This window comes from Sphingobium vermicomposti (genome assembly GCF_011762025.1).
Classification (GTDB): Bacteria; Pseudomonadota; Alphaproteobacteria; order Sphingomonadales; family Sphingomonadaceae; genus Sphingobium; species Sphingobium vermicomposti.
In genome coordinates this window covers 968,937-989,534 of sequence record NZ_JAASQR010000001.1, presented here as the reverse complement: position 1 = coordinate 989,534, position 20,598 = coordinate 968,937, and the positions used below count along the sequence as shown (strand labels likewise).

At 62.1% G+C, this 20,598-nt stretch carries 19 protein-coding genes; 3 read left to right on the top strand and 16 right to left on the bottom strand.

Annotated elements, in window-relative coordinates; genetic code table 11:
* Positions 1-32 precede the first annotated feature (32 nt).
* The 6 genes from FHS54_RS04745 to FHS54_RS04720 all read right to left on the bottom strand — a co-directional run bounded on the left by FHS54_RS04745 (position 33) and on the right by FHS54_RS04720 (position 5,825).
* Positions 33-959, bottom strand: coding sequence for a ParB/RepB/Spo0J family partition protein (locus tag FHS54_RS04745; RefSeq protein WP_167302604.1), 927 nt, complete (start codon positions 957-959; stop codon positions 33-35).
* Positions 956-1,738, bottom strand: coding sequence for a ParA family protein (locus FHS54_RS04740; RefSeq protein WP_167302603.1), 783 nt, complete (start codon positions 1,736-1,738; stop codon positions 956-958). The genes FHS54_RS04745 and FHS54_RS04740 overlap by 4 nt, the downstream gene beginning before the upstream one ends.
* Positions 1,735-2,376, bottom strand: coding sequence for a 16S rRNA (guanine(527)-N(7))-methyltransferase RsmG (gene rsmG, locus FHS54_RS04735; RefSeq protein ID WP_167302602.1), 642 nt, complete (start codon positions 2,374-2,376; stop codon positions 1,735-1,737). Before rsmG ends, FHS54_RS04740 begins: the two co-directional genes overlap by 4 nt.
* Positions 2,373-4,223, bottom strand: a complete 1,851-nt coding sequence (gene mnmG, locus FHS54_RS04730; protein ID WP_167302601.1) for a tRNA uridine-5-carboxymethylaminomethyl(34) synthesis enzyme MnmG — start codon at positions 4,221-4,223, stop codon at positions 2,373-2,375. The genes rsmG and mnmG overlap by 4 nt, the downstream gene beginning before the upstream one ends.
* A 62-nt stretch (positions 4,224-4,285) precedes the next feature.
* Positions 4,286-5,566, bottom strand: a complete 1,281-nt coding sequence (gene mnmE, locus FHS54_RS04725) for a tRNA uridine-5-carboxymethylaminomethyl(34) synthesis GTPase MnmE (protein WP_167302600.1) — start codon at positions 5,564-5,566, stop codon at positions 4,286-4,288.
* A 4-nt stretch (positions 5,567-5,570) separates the two neighbouring features.
* Positions 5,571-5,825: a DUF6489 family protein gene (locus tag FHS54_RS04720; RefSeq protein WP_167302599.1), complete on the bottom strand. Its 255-nt coding sequence runs from the start codon at positions 5,823-5,825 to the stop codon at positions 5,571-5,573.
* A gap of 149 nt (positions 5,826-5,974) precedes the next feature.
* On the opposite strand from FHS54_RS04720, the gene FHS54_RS04715 reads away from it, so the two are divergent.
* Positions 5,975-6,673 (top strand): dienelactone hydrolase family protein, encoded by a 699-nt coding sequence (locus FHS54_RS04715; protein WP_167302598.1) that lies wholly within the window; start codon positions 5,975-5,977, stop codon positions 6,671-6,673.
* A gap of 75 nt (positions 6,674-6,748) precedes the next feature.
* Here the strand turns inward: FHS54_RS04715 and FHS54_RS04710 are convergent, their stop codons facing one another.
* Together FHS54_RS04710 and rho are read right to left on the bottom strand one after the other, a co-directional pair.
* Positions 6,749-7,471: a YjbE family putative metal transport protein gene (locus FHS54_RS04710; protein WP_167302597.1), complete on the bottom strand. Its 723-nt coding sequence runs from the start codon at positions 7,469-7,471 to the stop codon at positions 6,749-6,751.
* A gap of 109 nt (positions 7,472-7,580) precedes the next feature.
* Positions 7,581-8,837, bottom strand: coding sequence for a transcription termination factor Rho (gene rho, locus FHS54_RS04705; RefSeq protein ID WP_167302596.1), 1,257 nt, complete (start codon positions 8,835-8,837; stop codon positions 7,581-7,583).
* Positions 8,838-9,109: 272 nt separating this feature from the next.
* Between rho and FHS54_RS04700 the strand changes: the two genes are divergently transcribed.
* Entirely contained in the window at positions 9,110-10,069 is a 960-nt protein-coding gene (locus FHS54_RS04700) for a retroviral-like aspartic protease family protein (RefSeq protein WP_167302595.1), read from the top strand.
* Here FHS54_RS04700 and FHS54_RS04695 read toward each other — a convergent pair.
* From FHS54_RS04695 to FHS54_RS04670, 6 genes are all read right to left on the bottom strand, one after another.
* On the bottom strand, positions 10,066-12,147 hold the full coding sequence (locus FHS54_RS04695; protein ID WP_167302594.1) for a transglycosylase domain-containing protein: 2,082 nt from the start codon (positions 12,145-12,147) through the stop codon (positions 10,066-10,068). The genes FHS54_RS04700 and FHS54_RS04695 overlap by 4 nt on opposite strands.
* A 108-nt stretch (positions 12,148-12,255) precedes the next feature.
* On the bottom strand, positions 12,256-12,660 hold the full coding sequence (gene msrB, locus FHS54_RS04690; protein WP_167302593.1) for a peptide-methionine (R)-S-oxide reductase MsrB: 405 nt from the start codon (positions 12,658-12,660) through the stop codon (positions 12,256-12,258).
* Positions 12,661-12,719: 59 nt separating this feature from the next.
* The gene (gene holA / locus FHS54_RS04685) at positions 12,720-13,745 is read right to left on the bottom strand and encodes a DNA polymerase III subunit delta (protein ID WP_167302592.1); all 1,026 of its coding nucleotides are present in this window, start codon (positions 13,743-13,745) and stop codon (positions 12,720-12,722) included.
* The gene (gene lptE, locus FHS54_RS04680) at positions 13,742-14,242 is read right to left on the bottom strand and encodes an LPS assembly lipoprotein LptE (protein WP_167302591.1); all 501 of its coding nucleotides are present in this window, start codon (positions 14,240-14,242) and stop codon (positions 13,742-13,744) included. The genes holA and lptE overlap by 4 nt, the downstream gene beginning before the upstream one ends.
* A gap of 98 nt (positions 14,243-14,340) precedes the next feature.
* Complete coding sequence (leuS, locus tag FHS54_RS04675) at positions 14,341-16,857, bottom strand: leucine--tRNA ligase (protein WP_167302590.1); 2,517 nt, start codon at positions 16,855-16,857, stop codon at positions 14,341-14,343.
* Between the two features lie 85 nt (positions 16,858-16,942).
* Positions 16,943-17,392 (bottom strand): DUF3576 domain-containing protein, encoded by a 450-nt coding sequence (locus FHS54_RS04670; RefSeq protein WP_167302589.1) that lies wholly within the window; start codon positions 17,390-17,392, stop codon positions 16,943-16,945.
* A 221-nt stretch (positions 17,393-17,613) separates the two neighbouring features.
* Between FHS54_RS04670 and FHS54_RS04665 the strand changes: the two genes are divergently transcribed.
* On the top strand, positions 17,614-18,342 hold the full coding sequence (locus FHS54_RS04665) for a hypothetical protein (protein ID WP_167302588.1): 729 nt from the start codon (positions 17,614-17,616) through the stop codon (positions 18,340-18,342).
* A gap of 542 nt (positions 18,343-18,884) precedes the next feature.
* On the opposite strand, the gene FHS54_RS04660 is transcribed toward FHS54_RS04665, so the two are convergent.
* A complete protein-coding gene (locus FHS54_RS04660; protein ID WP_167302587.1) occupies positions 18,885-19,469 on the bottom strand; it encodes a hypothetical protein in 585 nt (194 codons plus the stop codon).
* Between the two features lie 559 nt (positions 19,470-20,028).
* Positions 20,029-20,598: a thiamine phosphate synthase gene (locus FHS54_RS04655; protein WP_167302586.1), complete on the bottom strand. Its 570-nt coding sequence runs from the start codon at positions 20,596-20,598 to the stop codon at positions 20,029-20,031.

Genomic DNA, 20,598 nt, shown 5'->3' with positions numbered 1-20,598 from the left:
GATAAAAGCTGCGCTAAACGGGCGATTCCGCCCTAAATCCGTTCGCCCGACAGCCTCTGGCACAGCATGTCCAGCTGGTCCAATGTGGAATAGCGCAACGACAAAGTCCCCGCCCCGCCGCCTGCATGGGTGATGTCGATCCGTACGCCCAGAATGTCAGCCAAATGCTGCTCCAGCGCGGCGATATCGGGGTCCTTGTCCGTTGCAGGGCGAACCTGCGCGCGCGGGGATGCGCCGTCGCCATTCTTGGCCCGCCGCACCAGTTGTTCGGTATCACGGACCGACAGACCCTTGGTCGCAACCGTGTGGGCCAGGCTCTCGCAATCGGGCGCGCCGATGAGTGCACGGGCGTGTCCCATCGACAGCTTCTGCTCTACGACCTGTTGCTGGACCGAAGCGGGCAAGTCCAATAAACGCATCAGATTGGCAATGTGGCTGCGGGATTTCCCCACCAATCGCCCCAACGCTTCCTGGCTATGATGAAAGTCAGCGATCAGCTTGCGATAGGCTTCCGCCTCTTCAATCGGATTAAGGTCCTCGCGCTGGATATTTTCGACGAGCGCTATTTCCAGCGTTTCGGCTTCATCGAAGTCGCGCACAATCGCGGGGATGCGATGCAGTTGCGCGCGTTGCGCAGCACGCCACCGCCGCTCACCCGCAACAATCTGAAAACCGCCGCCATGGGGACGCACGATAATCGGCTGGATGACGCCCCGCTTGCTGATGCTGTCCGCCAGTTCCGCCAGCGCGCCTTCATCAAAGTGACGGCGCGGCTGTTCGGGATGCGGCTGAACCAGCGCGACCTCGATATTCTGAATGGCCTTGCTGGACGCGGCAGCCGGGGCCGCAGGGGCAACGGGCGTTTCCCTCGCAACATCTCCCAACAGCGCCGACAGGCCACGCCCAAGTCCGTGCGGGCGCTTTCCCACTTTCAGCTTATCGTCGCCTTCGTTGCTCAAGCCGCCGCCTCCTGTTTGGGCAATCGCGATATCAGTTCACGGGCCAGCCGCATATAAGCCTCCGATCCCGAACAGCGAAAATCGTAGATCAGTGCAGGGACGCCATGGCTGGGCGCTTCGGAAAGGCGCACATTGCGCGGGATCACCGTGTTGAAAACCAAATCGCCCAGACAAGCGCGAACATCATCCGCCACCTGATCGGTCAGGCGATTGCGACGGTCGTACATCGTCAGCGCAACCCCCATGATGGACAGGTTCGGGTTGAATCTGCCCCTGATCCGCTCAACCGTCTGCAATAGTTGGGACAGCCCCTCCAGCGCAAAAAACTCGCATTGCAGCGGCACCAGCAGATACTGTGCCGCGACCATCGCGTTGATCGTCAACAACCCCAGCGAAGGCGGACAATCGATCAGGCAAATGTCCCAACGCCCCGGCTGTGCTTCACTCAACACCCGTTCCAGGCGATGGGTGCGCTGCTCATATTCGATCAGCTCGATCTCCGCACCCGACAGGTCTTGGGTCGCGGGTACGATGTCCAGCTTGGGGACGCGCGTTGCCAGAACGGCGTCATCCAGCGCGCAATTGCCGACCAGAAGGTCATAGCTCGACCGCGCGCGATCGGACTGGTTGACGCCCAGCCCTGTCGACGCATTCCCCTGCGGGTCAAGATCAACGAGCAGGACACGCAAGCCGGTGGCAGCCAGACCGGTAGCCAGATTGATCGCGGTCGTGGTTTTGCCCACCCCCCCCTTCTGATTGGCGATGGCGATACAAATCATCCTCGACCTTTCCTGACCTTGGGTTTGACGGCGTGCCCCACGATGATGGCGCTATCTGCGTCAGTGACGCTGCGTTCCACGTGAAACACACCCTGCCATGATGCGCGCGCCGCCTCCAGTTCATTTTCGGCATTTCGCCCTTTTGGCAGGACCCATATCGTTTCATCTGTGGAAAAGTGCATCGCAGAGCTCAGCAGCTTGGGAAGCGGCGCATAGGCGCGCGCACTGATGACCGCCGCATGGGTAGCGGGCGCCACCTCCACCCGTCCGCCATACACGCGAGCGTGGCTCAGATTCAGGTCAGCAATGACGGCATCAAGAAATTCAACACGCTTACGCCGACTTTCAATCATCAGCATGGGCCGCTCGGACAGGATCGCGACCACAATCCCCGGCAGTCCTGCGCCCGACCCCAGGTCCACCCAAGGCCCCTGCCCGGCAGACCCGGTCAATGGAAGCAGCTGCGCAGAATCGACAATATGTCTCGCCCACACGTGCGCGCGTGTTGATTCAGCGATCAAATTCTGGTTCGCCATTTCCGCCAGCAGCGCCGCGACATATCGCTCCAGCAGATCCCATGTTCCACGTGAAACAGAAAAATGGTCGCTCAGCCAGGCGCGAGCTTCCTCTTCACTCACGCGGCGCGCCGCCGCACATGGACCAGAACCGCCGCGAGCGCAGCAGGCGTAACGCCCCTTATGCGGCTCGCCGCGGCCAAAGTATCTGGCCGCGCCGCATCGAGCCGCTCGATCATCTCCGTCGATAGCCCCCCGATAGCGCCATAATCAAAGTCCGCCGGTATACCGATCCGCTCGTTGCGTCGCAGATCGGCGATCTCAGCTTCCTGCCGTTCGAGATAGGGCGCGTAGTGCGCATCCTCCAACAGCTCATTCCGCAAGTCGCCGTCAATCTCCTTCAGGACCGGCGCGAGTTCAAAGAGCAAGGACCGCGACACCTCAGGAAAGCGGGCCCAGTCAAACAGCGACCGTCGGGCGCCATCCTGCCGAACCGCGGCTCCCGCTCGCACCATTTCCGTCGCGCTCAATATACGCGCAAGTTGAGCCTCCGCTTTAAGCCGCTGCACCCGACGCGAATCATAATAGGTGTCGCGTTCGTCACCGATTATCCCATGCTCACGGCCGGTCGCCTCAAGCCGGGCACCCGCATTATCCGCCCGCAGACGAAGCCGATACTCCGCCCGCGCTGTCAGCATCCGATACGGCTCAGTCACACCCTGCAGGACCAGATCGTCGATCATCACGCCAATATAGCTGCTGGCACGATCCAGCATCATCGGCGGCGCATCGGCAGCACGCGCCGCCGCGTTCACGCCCGCGACCAGTCCCTGCGCCGCCGCTTCTTCATATCCGGTCGTGCCATTGATCTGACCGGCGCAAAACAATCCCGGCACCGCGCGCACTTCCAGCGTGGCATCCAGCGCGCGCGGATCGATATGATCATATTCGACCGCATAGCCCGGAACGACAATCTCGGCCTTCTCCAGCCCCGGCATGGACTGGACCAGCGCCGTCTGGACATCAACCGGCAGCGACGTGCTGATCCCATTGGGATAGACGAGATGATCGCCAAGGCCTTCTGGCTCGAGAAAAATCTGATGGCCATCCCGGTCGCCAAAGCGAACGACCTTGTCCTCAATCGAGGGACAATATCGCGGCCCCCGCCCCTCAATCGCGCCACTGAATAAGGGCGATCGCCCCAGACCTTCACGGATGATCGCATGGGTCCGCTCGTTGGTCCGCGTGACCGCGCAACTGAGCTGCGGCAAAATCCGGGCAGAGGTCAGAGAGGACATGGTCCACCCCCCCTCGTCAGAGGGCTGCTCTTCCAACCGTCCCCAGTCTATCGTTCGCCCATCCAGTCGTGGCGGCGTCCCGGTTTTAAGCCGGCCAATCGGCAGGCCCATCGCCCTCAACTGAATACCCAGCCGCGTGGCCGCCCGTTCGCCTGTGCGTCCACCGACATCCACATCCTCACCCCGAAACAGCTTCCCGCCCAGGAAGGTGCCAGTGGCAAGAACAATCGCGGCTGTCATTAGGCTGCTGCCATCGGCCAGGATCAGTCCGCTCACCTGCCCCTGCTTCAGAAGGATGTCGGAAGCCTCACCTTCAACAATGTCCAGGGTAGGATAGGCCGCGAGCAGCGTATGAATTGCCGCGCGATAGCGCACTCGGTCAGCCTGAACGCGCGGCCCCTGCACAGCCGCGCCCTTGCTGCTGTTCAACATGCGATAGTGAATCGCCGCCGCATCCGCTGCGCGGGCGATCAGGCCGTCCAGCGCATCCACCTCTCGAACGAGATGTCCTTTGCCAAGGCCGCCAATCGCCGGATTGCAGGACATTGATCCCACAGTTGACCGCGAAAAGGTCAACAACGCCACGCGCGCGCCTTTCCGCGCGGCGGCTACCGCGGCTTCGCAGCCCGCATGGCCACCGCCCACCACAATCACGTCATAGCTTGCCTGCATGGACGCGCCTTTATCAGATGTTGGGGGCGCGGGTCAAAACTGTTCCACGTGAAACAGTGGCACTATTTCCCGATGCAAAAACCCGCAAATAGTCGGTCGAGCATATCTTCGGTTCCGGCCTGCCCGGTCAACTGATCGATGGCGTTTCGGGCCTGCCGAAGCTCTTCTGCTGTAATGAGCAAATCTCTGGCACCATGCGCAGCTTTAAGATGGCCCAGCAGTTTCGAAGCCCCATCCCGCTGCCTTTGGTGCAGGGCATAGTCTCCCGGTCCCGGCAAAAGGCATCTCGCCCGGTCGAGCAACATATCCACCAGCTGGTCCATCCCCGCTCCGGTCACTGCAGAGATTGGCAGCCCGGTTCGCGTCGGCAGCCTGTCGGTCTGGGCGGCAATCAGGATAGCGTCGTCTCGCGGCAGTTCTGTGGGCTCGCCCAGCCACAATATGATGTCTGCAGCTGCAAGGGCCAGGCGAGCACGGTCGATGCCGATCATTTCCACCGGGTCGTCCGACTGATCCCTCAGACCCGCCGTGTCCGTGAACAGAAAAGCGACTCCACCCAGCGCCGCAGGGACTTCGATCCGGTCGCGGGTCGTCCCTGCAATGTCGGAAACGATTGCAGCGTCTCGCCCGACCAGCGCGTTGAGCAATGTCGACTTGCCCACATTGGGCGGCCCGGCGAGTACCACGCGGACACCATCGCGCAGCCGCTCTGCCGATGGAGCCTCCAATAGAGTCTCCACCTCTGCGGCCAGATCCTCCAACTGGCGATGGATGCGCGTTTCAATCCCGGCATCGGGAACATCGTCCTCATCGGAAAAGTCGAGCGCAGCCTCCGCCATCGCCGATATGTCCAGCAATGCCGACCGCCAGCCTTTGACCCGCCGGGAAAAATGCCCCTCCGCCATCAGCAACGCCGCACGACGCTGCTGCTGTGTTTCCGCCGCCAGCAGGTCGGAAAGCCCCTCCACGGCGTTGAGGTCGATGCGACCGTTCAGAAATGCCCGCCGCGTAAATTCACCCGGCGCGGCCAGTCGCAGCCCGGACCTCGATGCCAGCGCGTCCTGCACCGCAGCAATGACCGCCCGTCCACCGTGACAGTGAAGCTCGGCCAGATCCTCACCCGTAACCGTTGACGGGCCGGGAAACCACAGGGTCACGGCACGATCCAGCACGTCGCCGCTACGCGGGTCCACCAATTGTGCAAGGCGCGCTTGGCGGGGGGCTGGCAAAGCCCGCCCCGTCAATGCTTTCAACGCTTCACCGGCGTCGGGACCGCTAATGCGGATAATGCCGATCCCCGCCGGCGGCGCGCCGCTCGACAGGGCAAAAATCGTGTCATGCACCTGGTTAGGACTTATCGCCGCCCTTGGAACTCATGCCCGCCAGACCGATGTCCATCATCTGCTTGAACAGCTTCATGCCGACGTCGCCCATCGGGGCAAAGCCCTTCATCATCGTTTCCATCTGTTCGATGTTGGTCACGCCATCGATGCTGTCCAGAACGGTCTTCACATATTTGTCGTGAATAGGCGTCACATCTGGCAAGCCCAGGAACGCCCGGGCTTCGGCGGGGGTGCAATCGACGTCCAGGCTAACCTTCATCTTGCCAATTCCTTGCCATGGGCTTTCCCGCCTCATGCCGCAACATAGCCCATGATGGCAAATTTTTTGCGCTATCGAGCAGTTGGCGCGTTGGGCAAAGGCGATTATTCCTGCATGACAAAGCTGAGAACAGCGGAAAGGATCCTGCCATGACACTATATACGCCCGTCGCGACCCTTGAAGGCGATGCCCGGTTCGACGTCTATGTCGCGCGCCCGGCTAGCACGCCCAAGGCGGCCATCATCGTCATTCAGGAGATTTTCGGCGTCAATGACGGCATTCGGCGGAAATGCGACACCTGGGCGGAACAAGGATATCTGGCCCTCGCCCCCGACCTGTTCTGGCGCGACAAGGCGCATGTAGAATTGGATGCCGACCAGCCCGAAGATTTTCAGGCGGCCCTGGGCCATATGCAGCGGCTCAATCAGGACAGTGCCATCCGCGACATTGAAGCAACGATCAAGGCGGCCCGCGCTGAACTGGGCGACGGGGGGAAGGTCGGCGTCGTCGGCTATTGCCTGGGTGGACGGTTAGCCTTCATGGCCGCGTGCCGGACAGACGGTGATGCCTTCGTCGGCTATTATGGCGTCGGCATCGACAATCTTCTGGATGAACAGCGCGCGATCGGGAAGCCGGTTCTCCTTCACATCCCCACCGCCGATGGCTTCGTTCCGCCAGAAGCGCAGCAAAAAATGCACGAGGGACTACAGGGGAACCGGCATGTCACGCTTCATGACTATGAAGGGCTGGATCACGGCTTCGCTGCCGAAACAGGTGAACGTCGTCAGGAAGCCGCAGCGCAGTTGGCCGATCGGCGAACCGCGGATTTCTTCGCTCAGAACCTGTGAGGCGGGCAGTGGCCCGCATGATCCGATAAACACGTCCGCCTCGATCCCGCGCACCGGGCGCGGGATCGGGCCGCTTCAGACGAACAGCTTCAGAACCCCGACCTGATGGTCCACGATGCCGTCATAGATCATCTTGCCGGCAACATAGACGATCACGACCAGGCCGACATAAGCGATCCAGCGGAAACGCTCGATATATTTGGCAATGATATTCGCGGCGACGCCCATCAGCGCGACGGACAAAACCAGACCGATGATCAGAATACCGGGATGATCTCGCGCAGCGCCTGCCACGGCCAGCACATTGTCCAGGCTCATCGACACGTCGGCGACCGCCACCGCCCACGCAGCAGCGGCAAAGCTCTTGGCCGGGCGCAGGCCCGAAATATCGTCGTCGCTCGTATCATCAGGCGTATCGCCACCCCGCTTGGGGTGTAATTCGCGCCACATCTTCCAGCTGACCCACAGCAGCAACAGCCCGCCCGCCAGGATCAGGCCGACAATCTGCATCAGCTGCGTCACAACCAGTGCAAAACCGATCCGCAACACCAGCGCGGCGATGATGCCGATCATGATGACCCGCTGGCGCTGTTGCGGCGGCAACCCGGCGGCCAGCGCGCCCACGACGATGGCATTGTCGCCCGCCAGCAATATGTCGATCATCAGCACCTGGCCAAAGGCCGCGAGCGCCTCAGGCGATCCTATATTACTGAAATCATTGACGATATGGCCCCAGATATCGGCTGGAGAGCCCAATCCCTGAGCGGCGGCGGCGGCAGTGGCGAAAAGGTCGAACATGGCGGCCTGACGTCCCCTTAATCGAAATCGGTCAATCGAAAATCTTGCGCGATACTGGCGGCGAGCAAGGCAGTTATGCGCCCGCGCCGCCGCGTCATAACGCCTGTGATTACTGGTTCATCGAATCGAAGAAATCTTCGTTCGTCTTGGAATCCTTCATCTTGTCGAGCAGGAATTCCATGGCGTCGATCGTGCCCATCTGCATCAGGATGCGGCGCAACACCCACATCTTGCTGAGCTTGGCCTTGTCGACCAGCAGCTCTTCCTTGCGGGTGCCCGATTTGCCGACGTCCAGCGCCGGGAAGATGCGCTTGTCCGCCACCTTGCGGTCCAGCACGATTTCGGAGTTACCCGTGCCCTTGAACTCTTCGAAGATAACTTCGTCCATGCGGCTGCCGGTATCGATCAGCGCGGTGGCGATGATCGACAGCGATCCGCCTTCCTCGATGTTGCGCGCAGCGCCAAAGAAGCGCTTGGGCCGCTGGAGCGCGTTCGCATCCACGCCGCCGGTCAGCACCTTGCCGGAACTTGGCACGACCGTATTGTAGGCGCGGCCCAGACGCGTGATCGAATCGAGCAGGATCACCACGTCCTTCTTGTGTTCGACAAGGCGCTTGGCCTTTTCCAGCACCATTTCGGCGACCTGGACGTGGCGCGACGCGGGTTCGTCGAAGGTCGAGGACACAACCTCCCCCTTCACGCTGCGCTGCATGTCGGTGACTTCTTCCGGCCGCTCGTCGATCAGCAGCACGATCAGGAAGACTTCGGGATGGTTGTCGGTAATCGCCTTGGCGATATTCTGCAGCAGCACGGTCTTGCCGGTGCGCGGCGGCGCGACGATCAGCGCGCGCTGGCCCTTGCCCTGCGGCGATACGATATCGATGACGCGCGCCGACTTGTCCTTGACGGTCGGGTCCAGCGTATCGAGCACCAGCTTTTCGGTCGGATAGAGCGGCGTCAGATTGTCGAAATTGACGCGATGGCGCACGACGTCGGGATCATCGAAATTGACCGACATCAGCCTGGTGAGGGCAAAATACCGCTCGCCATCCTTGGGCGCGCGGATTTCGCCTTCGACCGTGTCACCGGTGCGCAGCCCGAATTTGCGGACCTGGTTGGGCGACACATAGATGTCGTCAGGCCCGGCCAGGAAATTGGCTTCCGGCGACCGCAGGAAACCGAAGCCATCGGTCAGCACCTCAATCGTGCCCTCACCCATGATCTGCTCGCCATTTTCCGCCTCGGCCTTGAGGATCGCGAACATCAGATCTTGCTTGCGCAGGGTCGATGCGCCTTCGACGCCCAGCTCCTCCGCCATGGTGACAAGGTCGGCGGGCGATTTCTTCTTGAGGTCCTTGAGGTGCATTCGACTTGAGTCCGATGGAAAGAGGAGCTGATATGGGCAGGCAAGGGAGAGATGCCCGGCTGCAAATGCCGGGACGCCCACGCCGGACGGCGGGGAAAGATTTTCCGCGTTTAACGGCCAGCTTCACGAAAAGTCAAGGCGGCTGGCCGACCATCGACCATCGAAAACAGCATGGAGAGCATGGTTCGCGGCAAATGGTGCTGGGGCTGCGGCGATAGACCGGGGCACCGCCACCATGATAGGATGCCGCATATCAGGCGGAGAGGTAAGTCATGGAACGGCTGCGTTCCATCGCGGCGTTGACCTTGCTGACCTTCGCCCTGCCCGCAATGGCCCAGGATGAAGGCCCGTCGCCCCCGGATGATATCCCCGCCATAGTCCGCACATTTCCGTCCGATGATCGCATGACGATTCCCATCCATATCGACGGGAAAGGGCCGTGGAACTTCATCGTCGATACCGGATCGCAGCGCACTGTGATATCCAGGGATCTGGCGGAACGGCTCGCCCTGCCAGCGCGCCAATCGGTCACCATCATCGGCATGGCGGGCAAGGCGCAGACGCGCACGGTCGCGGTCCCGCGCCTGCAATATGGCAATGTCATCGTCGACAACATCGAAGCCCCCGTGCTGGAGGCCGACCATCTGGGCGCGCCCGGCCTGCTTGGCCTCGACAGCCTGCATAGTCGGCGACTGCTCATCAATTTCCGCACTAGCCGGATGGAAATCGGCAATAGCCGCCGTGCATGGCGCGACCCCGACGCAATCATTGTCGAAGCACGCCGCCGCAAGGGCCAGCTCATCCTGCTCCATTCGGATGCCAACGGTACAAAGGTGAACATCATATTGGACACCGGCACGCGCCTTAGCGTCGGCAATCTGGCATTGATGGACAAGCTGATCCGTAAAAAGCGCGCGCCGGGCCTCGCCCCTGTTTCGCTCCTCAGCGTCACTGGCGAAATGCTGGACGGGCTGCTGGGCCGGGTGCGGCAGATCCGCATGGGTCCCATCGTGATGAAGGACCTGCTGGTCATGTTCGCCGACGCGCCGCCATTCGCGGAACTCGGCCTGCAGGACCGCCCCGCCCTGCTTTTGGGCATGGACGCGCTTCAGACCTTTGACCGGATCGCGATCGATTTCGGTCGGGGAAAGGTCGATTTCCTGCTGCCCGACGGCAGCGCCCTCGACCGCCAGCAATTGGCCGCGAAAGGCGACGACGCGATCCCGCGTTAACGGGGTTGCTGTTGCGGCGGCGGGCGCTGCCGGTCGCGGCCCAGCACCTGATCGATCCACTGCTGGTCCAGGCGCGGCGGAGCCGGACGAACAGGCCGCGCCTGCGACATCCCCTCATCCTCCTCGCTCGGCTCGGTTTCTTCCAACGGCGGCGGCTGCTGACCGGCGTCCAGCGGCAAGCCATTTTCATCGACCATCAGGCCGTTGTCGGGCTGGCCATAATAGGCTTCCTCATCCGGCTCCAACTGCCATTCGGGCAATGTCACCTGCGTTTCAAACTGTTCCACCGGGCGGCGCGCCACGGCAACCTTCATGAAATCGGCGAAAGCGCGAGCGGGCGCACGGCCACCCTGCAGCACCCCGACAGCGCGCGCATCGTCGCGCCCCATCCACACGCCGGTGGTGATGCCGCTGGAAAAGCCCAGGAACCATCCATCCTTGTTGCTGCTGGTGGTGCCGGTCTTGCCCGCCACGGGTCGGCCGATCTGCGCCGCCTTGCCGGTGCCGGTGCTGACCGCCGTTTGCATCAGGTCGGTCATCCCCGCCGCTACCCAGGGCGCGACCAGCACGCGGCTGGTGTCGTCCTGATGCTGATACAGCAACCGGCCATCGGCGGTCGTCACCTTGGTAATCCCATAGGGGGTCACGGCCACGCCCTTGCGCGCGATCGACGCAAAGGCGCGCGTCATGTCGATCAGGCGCACATCGGACGTACCCAGCACCATGGAAGGATGGGTATTGATCGGCGTGGTGACGCCAAAACGCCGGGCCATGTCCGCGACGGTAGGAAAGCCCACCTCGACCCCCAGCTTCGCCGCCACCGTGTTGATAGAATAGGCAAAGGCGGTGCGGATATCGATCTCACCCGAATAGCGCCCGCTGCTGTTGCGCGGGCTCCATCCATTGATGGTGACCGGACTGTCGGTCACGCCGGTATCTGGCGTGTAGCCCGATTCCAGCGCGGCCATGTAGACGAATATCTTCCACGCCGAACCGGGCTGGCGCGTCGCGGTGGTCGCGCGATTATAGTTGGACGACACATAGTCTAGCCCGCCCACCATCGCGCGTACGGCCCCATCGCGGTCCACCGACACCAGCGCGCCTTGCGCCCCGGCGGGCGCGTTGGCCTGAATCGCGGCGGTTGCCGCCTTCTGCATGCCAAGGTCGATGGTCGTATAGACCTCCAGCGGCTCATTGGGCTCATCCACCAATATGTCCAGCTGGGGCAACGCCCAGTCGGTGAAGTAACGGACGCTGTTCTGCGGCGGTTCGGGTGCCATCTTGACGTCGTTCAGGTCGATGGCCGCCCGTTCTGCCGGGCTGATCACGCCATTATCCTGCATCAGGTCCAGCACGACGCCCGCGCGGCCAATGGCGGCCTCCGCGTCGGCGGTCGGCGAATAGCTGGACGGTGCCTTGACCAGGCCCGCAATGATGGCTGCCTCCGGCAGGCTCAGCGCCGCTGCGGGATGACCGAAGAATTTCCGGCTGGCCGCATCGATGCCATAGGCTCCACCGCCGAAATAAACCTTGTTCAGGTAGAGTTCCAGGATCTGGCGCTTCGAAAATTTGCGTTCCAGCGCCAATGCCAGGATGACTTCCCTGACCTTGCGACCCCAACTGTAGCTGTTGTTCAGGAAGATGTTGCGCGTCACCTGCTGGGTGATGGTGGACGCGCCCTGCCAACGTCGTCCCTTGCCCCGGTTTTCCAGCGCCACCCAGGCCGCGCGGCCCATGCCGATCGGATCGACGCCGGGGTGGTGATAGAAACGCCGGTCCTCGGTCGACACCATGGCGTCGACCATCACCGCAGGAATCTGGTCATAGGACAACCAGCGGCCAAAGCTTGGCCCCAGCGAAACGATGACGCTGCCGTCCGCTGCATGGACGCGGATCATCTGGCCATTGGGCGACGATTTCAGCGATTCATAGCTGGGCAGGGATTGATAGGCGATGACGACGGCGACAATGATGGCAAAGATCCCGGCCACCGCCGCGACAATTCCAGCCTTCAAGGCGCGCATCAGCCACAGCCTCGCCTTGCCCGGCGTCCCCTTGCTCTTGCCTGATCGTGCCATATGTCTCGCCGAATACCTGCTCAGTCGGAATGCGACCAGCGATCATCACGCGGTCGCACAAAAAGCCCTGGTTGTAGGGAAGACTGACGCTTTACCGGGGATGAACGATTATTCAACCTCGCCGCGCGGCTTGAAGTCCAGCGACGCACTGTTCATGCAATAGCGCAGGCCGTTGACGCCCGGCCCGTCGGGAAAGACATGGCCCAAATGCCCTTCGCACTTTGCGCAGCGCACTTCGGTGCGCATCATGCCCTGGCTGTTGTCCCGAATTTCTTCCACGGCGTCGATGTCCATCGGCGCGGTGAAGCTGGGCCAGCCGGACCCGCTGTCATATTTCTCATCGGCGTCGAACAGCTCCGCTCCGCATCCGCCGCAATAATAGACGCCGTCCGCCTTGTTGCTGTTATATTTGCCGGTAAAGGCCCGTTCCGTGCCTGCTTCCCGCAGGACATGATATTGTTCAGGTGAAAGGCGCTCGCGCCATTCGGCATCGGTCAGGTTGAGCTTATCCATATCGGCAATATGGCGGCGGGGCCACGCCTGATCAAGCGCTTAACATGGACATCCGCGCGCTACCGTTCCCGCGCCGCCTGCCGTGCGATTGCCAGCAATTCATGCCGGACCAACAGGTCGCCCAGCCCCCTGCCTGACCGGCTCGACCGCTCCGCCTGCGCCAGCCGCTGGATGACGCGGGCAATCCCCTGGGCGTCCCAGATGCGGACCTGCCGGGTGACCACCGCCTTGTCCTTCCAGAAAACCTGCTTTCCAGCGCCGTCCACCGCCGCTTCCAACCGTCCACTCTCGTCAAAGGACATGCGTATGTTGGCGATCAGCATCGCACGGGTGATCAATGGCCGCAGCACCGCCGCCATCGCAGTCCCGGTTTCGACCAGGCGGCCCAGTTCGCGATGCATCGCGCCCAAATCGCCCCCCAGCACGGCGTTGACCAGAGGCGCCGCATCGGAATCGGGATTGTCGGCGGACAAGGCATCCAGCGCCTCTGCCGTCGCTTCACGCGGGCTATCGGGCGACGCGTCGAGATACAGGACCAGCTTTTCGATCTCGCCCGCCATCAGCGCGCGATTGCCATTGGCCAGGTCGACAATGCGCTTGGCCAGGTCAGCCCCCAGCCGCAGCCCCCCTTCCCGCGCAATCGCCGCCGCGATCTGCTCCGCCTCGCGCGCATCGGGCTGGTAGGACGCGAACACCATCGCCATCGGGCTGTCGAGCGCCAGCTTGAGCAGTTTCGACGTGGATTTGATCGCACCCGCGACGGCGATTACCGGGTTGCCCGCCGCTGGGGCCTGCAACAGCGCCGTGACGGCGGGCAGGCACTCGTCGCCCATGCCATTTATGCGGACCCAGCGGCGATCCCCGAACATGGAAAAGGACGCAGCTTCGTCCGCCAGCCGTGCCGGATCGTCACGAAGGGCTGATCCATCCAGGTCGACCCGCTCCGCCTGCGCGCCCATCGCCCGTTCCAGCCTTTTGCCCAGCGCCACGCTTCCCGCTTCGTCGGGACCATGGAGCAGGAAGAGGCGAATGTCGGCAGGTGGGGCGTCCAGCGCCTTTTCAATTTGGCCGCGACTGGCCTTCAACGCTGCGTGTCCCGCGCGGCATATAAAGCGAGCCGGGCCACGATCTGATCGGCAATAGTCTGCGACAGGCGCTCAAGCGCCGTATCTTCCGCCGCAATCGTCGCATATTCGCTGGATGTCACATCAATGCCAGCGTCCGATCCCGCCGTGTCATCGATAAGCTGCGCGCCCGTGGCGGCATCGACCAGCTGATATCGCGCGCGCAGCGTCCGCCGTTCCCGCGTGATCGCCGTATCGGCGCGCAATCCAAAGCCGCTGATCTGGTCGTCCAGCTTCACCACCAACCGATAGGCGGGGCCATTGCCGCTCATCGCCGCCAGCCGATCGTTCAGCGCATTGCGGACCAGCCAGCCGCCCTTTCCTTCAATCGGCTGCACCTCGACATTGCCCAGCGCCTGCGCGACCGCGCCATGGCTACCGCCGCTATAGACAGGGCGAAGGCCGCATGCGGAAAGGGACAGGCTGGCGAAGAGGAGCAACGGCAAAATCGGCTTCATAAGCAATCCTATATCCGTTCGCCCTGAGCTTGTCGAAGGGCAAGGCTAAGCGTCAGCGAAGCCGCTTCACTCCGTGAGTGCGCGGCCTCGCCCTCGCGTCACACCACCAGATTCACCAGACGATCGGGCACCACGATCACTTTCTTGGGCGTGGCTCCGTCCAGGATGCGAACCACGTTGGGCGCGGCCAGAGCCAGTTTTTCCAGCTCGTCCTTGCTCGTGCCCTTGGGCACCGTGATGGTATCGCGCAGCTTGCCCATGACCTGGCAGGCGATGGTCACCTCATCCTCCACCAGCAGCGCTGGATCGACCGCAGGCCAGGCGGCATCGGCGATCAGCCCCTGTTCCCCCATGTCAGCCCACGCTTCCTCGGCCAGATGCGGCGTCATCGGCGCGACCAGCAGCGCCAGCGCCCGGATCGCCGCGCTGCGGCTCGCCGATGGCTTGGCCTTCTCGACCGCGTTGGCCAGTTCATAGATCTTCGCCACCGCCTTGTTGAAGGACAGCGCCTCGATATCCCTGGCGATGCCGTCGATGGTCTGGTGCAGCTTGCGGTCCAGCCCCTTGTCCTCACCCTCAGCCGCCTTGTCCGCTTCCCCGAACAGCCTCCACAGACGATTGATGAAGCGCCAGCTGCCCTCGATCCCGCTCTCGGTCCAGGGCAGGTCGCGCTCCGGCGGGCTGTCGGACAGCATGAACCAACGCACCGCATCCGCGCCATATTGGGCGATGATATCATCGGGATCGACGACATTCTTCTTGGACTTGGACATCTTCTCGACGCGGCCCACCGTCACCGGCGCGCCACCTTCGACCATGACCAGCTTGTCGCCCTGCCGCGCCACATCCTGCGGCGCGAGCCAGCCGCCCTGCGGCGATTTATAGGTCTCATGCGTCACCATGCCCTGCGTGAACAGGCCGGTGAACGGCTCGGTGAAGCCGATCTGCCCCATATGCTCCAGCGCGCGAGTCCAGAAGCGCGCGTAAAGCAGATGCAGGATCGCATGTTCCACGCCGCCAATATATTGCCCCACGGGCAGCCACTTCTCGACCGTCTCACGATCGAACGGCTTGTCCTTGGGCTGGCTGGCGAAGCGGATGAAATACCAGCTGGAGTCCGCAAAAGTATCCAGCGTATCGGTCTCGCGCCGCGCCGCCTTGCCGCATTTGGGGCAATCGACATGCTTCCATGTCGGATGGCGGTCCAGCGGATTGCCCGGAATGTCGAAGCTGACATCCTCCGGCAGCACCACGGGCAGCTGATCCTTGGGCACGCCCACGACCCCGCAAGCCTCGCAATGGATGACAGGGATCGGCGTCCCCCAATAGCGCTGGCGCGACACGCCCCAGTCGCGCAGGCGGAACACGGTCGTGCCGGTGCCCCAGCCGCCCTCCTCGGCGCGGCGGATCACTTCCGCCTTCGCCTCGTCAATGCTCATGCCGTTTAGGAAATCGGAGTTCACCAGGCGGCCCGGCCCGGCATAGGCCTCGTCGCCAATGCCCTTGGCCTCATCCCCATCGGCAGCGACCACGCGCTCCACCGGCAACATATATTTGCGCGCAAAGTCGAGGTCGCGCTGGTCATGCCCCGGCACCGCCATCACCGCCCCGGTGCCATAATCCATCAGCACGAAGTTCGCTACGAACAGCGGCAGTTTCCGCCCGGTAAAGGGATGGATCACCGACAGCCCAGTGTCATATCCCTTCTTCTCCTGCGTCTCGATCTCCGCAGCGGCGGTGCCGCTATGACGGCATTCCTCGGCAAAGGCGGCCAGCGCCGCATCCCTGGCCTCCAACGCCAATGCCAGCGGATGATCCGCCGCAATCGCCGCAAAGCTCGCACCGAAAATCGTGTCGGGCCGGGTCGAAAAGACCTCCAGATCGCTGATGCCGTCCACCGGCACGTCCAGTGCAAACCGGAACTGCAAACCGACCGACTTGCCGATCCAATTCTCCTGCATCAACCGCACCTTCTCAGGCCATTGGTCGAGCCCCTTCAGGCCGCTCAGCAGATCGTCGGCGAACTGCGTGATCTTCAAAAACCACTGCGACAGCTTGCGCTTCTCAACCGGCGCGCCAGATCGCCAGCCCTTGCCATCGATCACCTGCTCATTGGCCAGCACGGTCATATCGACCGGGTCCCAGTTCACCGCGCTTTCCTTGCGGTAAACCAGCCCAGCTTCCATCATGTCCAGAAACAGCGCCTGTTCCTGCCCATAATAATCCGGCTCGCACGTCGCCAGTTCGCGGCTCCAATCCAGCGCGAACCCCAGCTTTTTCAGCTGCGCCCGCATCGTCGCGATGTTGGACCGCGTCCAGTCGCCCGGATGCACCTTCTTTTCCATCGCCGCATTCTCGGCGGGCATGCCAAAGGCGTCCCAGCCCATCGGGTGCAGCACTTCATGCCCGGTCATCCGGCGGAACCGCGCCAGCACGTCGCCCATCGAATAGTTGCGCACATGACCGATGTGGATGCGCCCGGACGGATAGGGAAACATCTCCAGCACATAGGATCGCGGCTTGTCGCTGGTGTCGGACGCCTTGAACGTCTGCTTCCCGTCCCATACGGCCTGCCAGCGGGCATCGGCCTCAAGCGGGTTGAAGCGCCTTTGCATCTGTTCACGTCCTCAAAATGCGTGCGGGCTGAGCTCTTCCAAGCCCAGCCCCCGGTTGTTCAATAAATTGTATGAAAGGAAGGGCTTATCCAGCAATCGCCATCCGACGCAGGTCGCGCGCCTTGGTCAGGATGATCTCTTCCAGCTTCTGCACGGTCGCGGCCTGCACCGGCGCATCGACCCACTGCCCGCCCTGACTGACCTGACGGCTGGCGGCAACGCGCAGCGCATCGGCGCGCAAATCCTGGTCCAGGATCGACACGGTCAACTTCATCCGCTCATTGGGGCTGTTGGGATTGGCGTACCAATCAGTGACGATCACCCCGCCGTTCGAATCCGTCTGCACCAGCGGCATGAACGAAATCGTGTCGAGCGTCGCGCGCCACAAATAGCTGTTGACCCCGATCGTCGTGATCTTGGACGCAGCAAGGTCGGCCTTGGGCCGTTCCTTCGATCCACCACCACAAGCGGCGAGCGGCAAAAGCGCGGCCAGCAGCAGACCGGCGGACAGAGAAGCGGGAAGGCGGCGGACCATCAGTTATGTCCCATATCTAAGGAAAAACGCCCAGCTTCTATAGAGGACCGGCGGCAATGGGCAAGGGGGGCCGCTGCCCCCTCCTGTTCCAGGCAAGGGTGGCGCGCCGAACCCCTGTGTGTTCCTTGCAACAGATTGGACAAAAAGGCTCCCCGCACTACCCCTTGTGACGTTTCAGGTGTAGAACATCGGGAAAGGTCGGTGGGGAAGAGATTCGCGTCATGCGTGTAAATAGGGGATATATTGCATTGGCAGGCTCGGCAATCGCCGTGGCCGGCTTCATGCTGTCCCCTGCCATGGGCGCCGCGACCGACCTTGTGCGCATGCGCGCCGACATTCCCGTCTCGCTCGGTGCGCTGGGCAGCATTTCTTCCTTCACGCCCACGACGAAGGATCAGCGACTCGCTGCGGCTTACGCCAAAATCGCCGCTTCGGCCGGTCGGCAAAGCTTCCGCTTCACCCCGACCAGCGGCTCGCTCAGCGGCCAGCGGTCCATCACCGTGATGGTGCGCGCGGGCGATGACGATCGCGTCTCGGTCAACCGCACGCTTGATCCGGTCAACATCGCGCCCGTGGCATTCAGCCTCAACACCGCGCATAACTGGCGTAAATTCGCCTTGCCCGAAACCATGGGCCGCAAGGAACTGGACCCCGTCTCGCTGGACCAGGTTGCCGGTGCGAAGAATTTCTCGCTGGATCAAGAACATAAGACCCGTTTCAGCACCAAGGTTATGATCGAAAACCGCCGCGAACCGGGCGAAGCCGTTCGCAATCCGGGCGCGGAAAAGGATTATTCGCTGGATCTGGCCAGCTCCTATTCGCTGACGCGCAACCTGAACGTCACGGCTGGGCTGCGCTACAACAACAGCGTGATCGGTCGCCTGACCCCCATGACCGATGATCGTCAGGATAACCAGGCCGTCTATCTGGGCACCGTGTTCAAGTTCTGATTTTGAAAGCTGACGCTCGGCTTTTGCAATATTGCATATGGGTCGTGACCATTGATCGTTCGGCCATAGCGCTTTCCACCGATAGCTAATGCCACTCTTCGTCATTCCAGCGAAGGCTGGGATCGCGTGAGGCCAGGTCGAACGCTATCAGGAAAACTCAGCGCTCGCCGGATATCAGCTAACGCCCACTCCGAGGCATTCCCCTCCCGTAGACAGGAGGGGTTAGGGGTGGGCGCGAGCGAAGCGAGCTTCAAGCCTGGCCTTTGAAGAACATCGCCAATGTTGCGCTGGCCCACCCCCGGCCCCTCCCGCCTGCGGGAGGGGAGAAGGATGTCCGCTACCCACTCGTCAGCGCCATTCTTACATTGGATCTTATGCGGACATAAACCGGACTGGCAGCACCGCCGTGACTCGCCGGGCTTTTGATCCGGCCAAATCGCTGGGATGAGTGGGAAGCAGGCTGTCGGCTCACGGACAAATTTTCTTCGAAGCTGCCATGACTGTCGTTGCCAATTCAGGCGCGCTTCAACACTGGCGACAGCTCAACCTCGCTCGCAGCGCCATTTCCGAATGGCTTGAATACCTGCCGCAGTAATCAGTAGCGCCGCAAACATGAGCCAGAGAACACCCCATCCATGGAGCACATCCGTATCGCCTGATGCCTTCCATACAAGGGCAATCCCCGCCAACGCCGCGAACCCGAGTTGACCGTATGTCATTTTGGAAAACATTAATCGTCGGACCTCTTCGCGCGAGCGCGCCACTCCTTCCGTTGGACGACGCTCCAACTCGCGTGAGGGTCTGTTCCAAGCCCAATAATAAGTGGCCAAAAAGGGCGCTAAAATAACGGCAATTCCTGCGTAGGTGGCGACATGCCCAGCGGTGCTGTTGACGTCAGGCACCAGCCAAACAAGGAGGCTGATTATGATCAGCGTGGCTGGAAGCATCGACCACATAGAGTAGCGTAACTGTCTGTTGAACGACCTCACGAACTCATCGCGTTCAATCCCGCTTACGCGGACAGGCGTCCCCTTCATGCTCTTACGATAGAGAAAGCCGTCGCCGTCAGGTTCGAACTGATCGGCAAACATCTGACGGACGCGTTCAAAATGAGGATTGCTGAACATCTGATCTTGTTACCATCACAGCACTAACAATCAACGGGCCTCTCTTTCCAAAATAACCTACCTTGCAACGGCGGGTTTGAGGCGATGGCTAGACGACACGAACGGCATAAAATGGTCGCTTGCAGATGGGCAGAGTAGCTCAAGGATGCTATTTGCGAGACGCGCCCTTCCGCATTCGAAATGTGAGAATGACTGCCGTCCAGAAACTGATTGTGCCCAACGCTGCTGCTGCCACAAGGAACCATTTAAGGCCGCTAGTCTGCCAATGCCAGCCAGACAGGCTCGTCAGCCATAAGCTGGCGCTGAATGCTATTGTCACGGCGATTGCCCAGCGCCTAACCTGTGCCATTCTTCCATATCTCATAGGCGGTCCATTTCCTTCTTGGATGTCCGCTTGTGACATTATGCGGTGCGGTCGTAAATGGCAGCCAATGGTCGACGAGCGACAGGCAGCTATTTCCGCCCACCACCGATCGCCTGCCCCAAAAGAGGACCGGCAGCCATAGCGTTCTCCCCGCCGGAAAGCCGACAGTCTCAAATCCACCCAGACAAGCCACCGTCACCCCGTCCCCCGCCCCACCGTCAGCCCATCAATCGCCGCCCATCCCGAAGCGCCCAACCCCTTCAGCATCCGGCGATGCCCCCCACGAACGCCGCCCAATGCAACAACCGGCATCCCCGCCTTATGCGCCAGCGCCGCAAAACCCATCCGCCCCAGCACCCTTCCCCCCGGATGCGACCGCGTGGCAAATAGCGGCGACAGGAAGATAAGGTCCGCCCCCGCGCGCTCCGCAGTCCGCAACTCACGCGCATCGTGAACGGCCATGCTGTGCAACAAGGGCCGCGCGCTTCCGCCTTCACCCCGACCATGCCAGCCATCGGCGCCCCATGCCGCCGCCTCCCGCGCCGAACCCGCCAGCAGCAACATCAGCCGCCGCCGCCCCGCGACCTCCGCCACCCGGTCGAACAGCGCCCGCCGCTCATCCGGCGCGGTGCGATAATGGCGGAAAACGATGCCACCCTGCCCTCGCGGAAGCCGCGCGGCACTCGCCAACAGCATATCGGACGGAACACGCTCGTCCGTCATCAGCCAGATCGACGGCATATTTTTACGGTGGCGGGCTTTCAT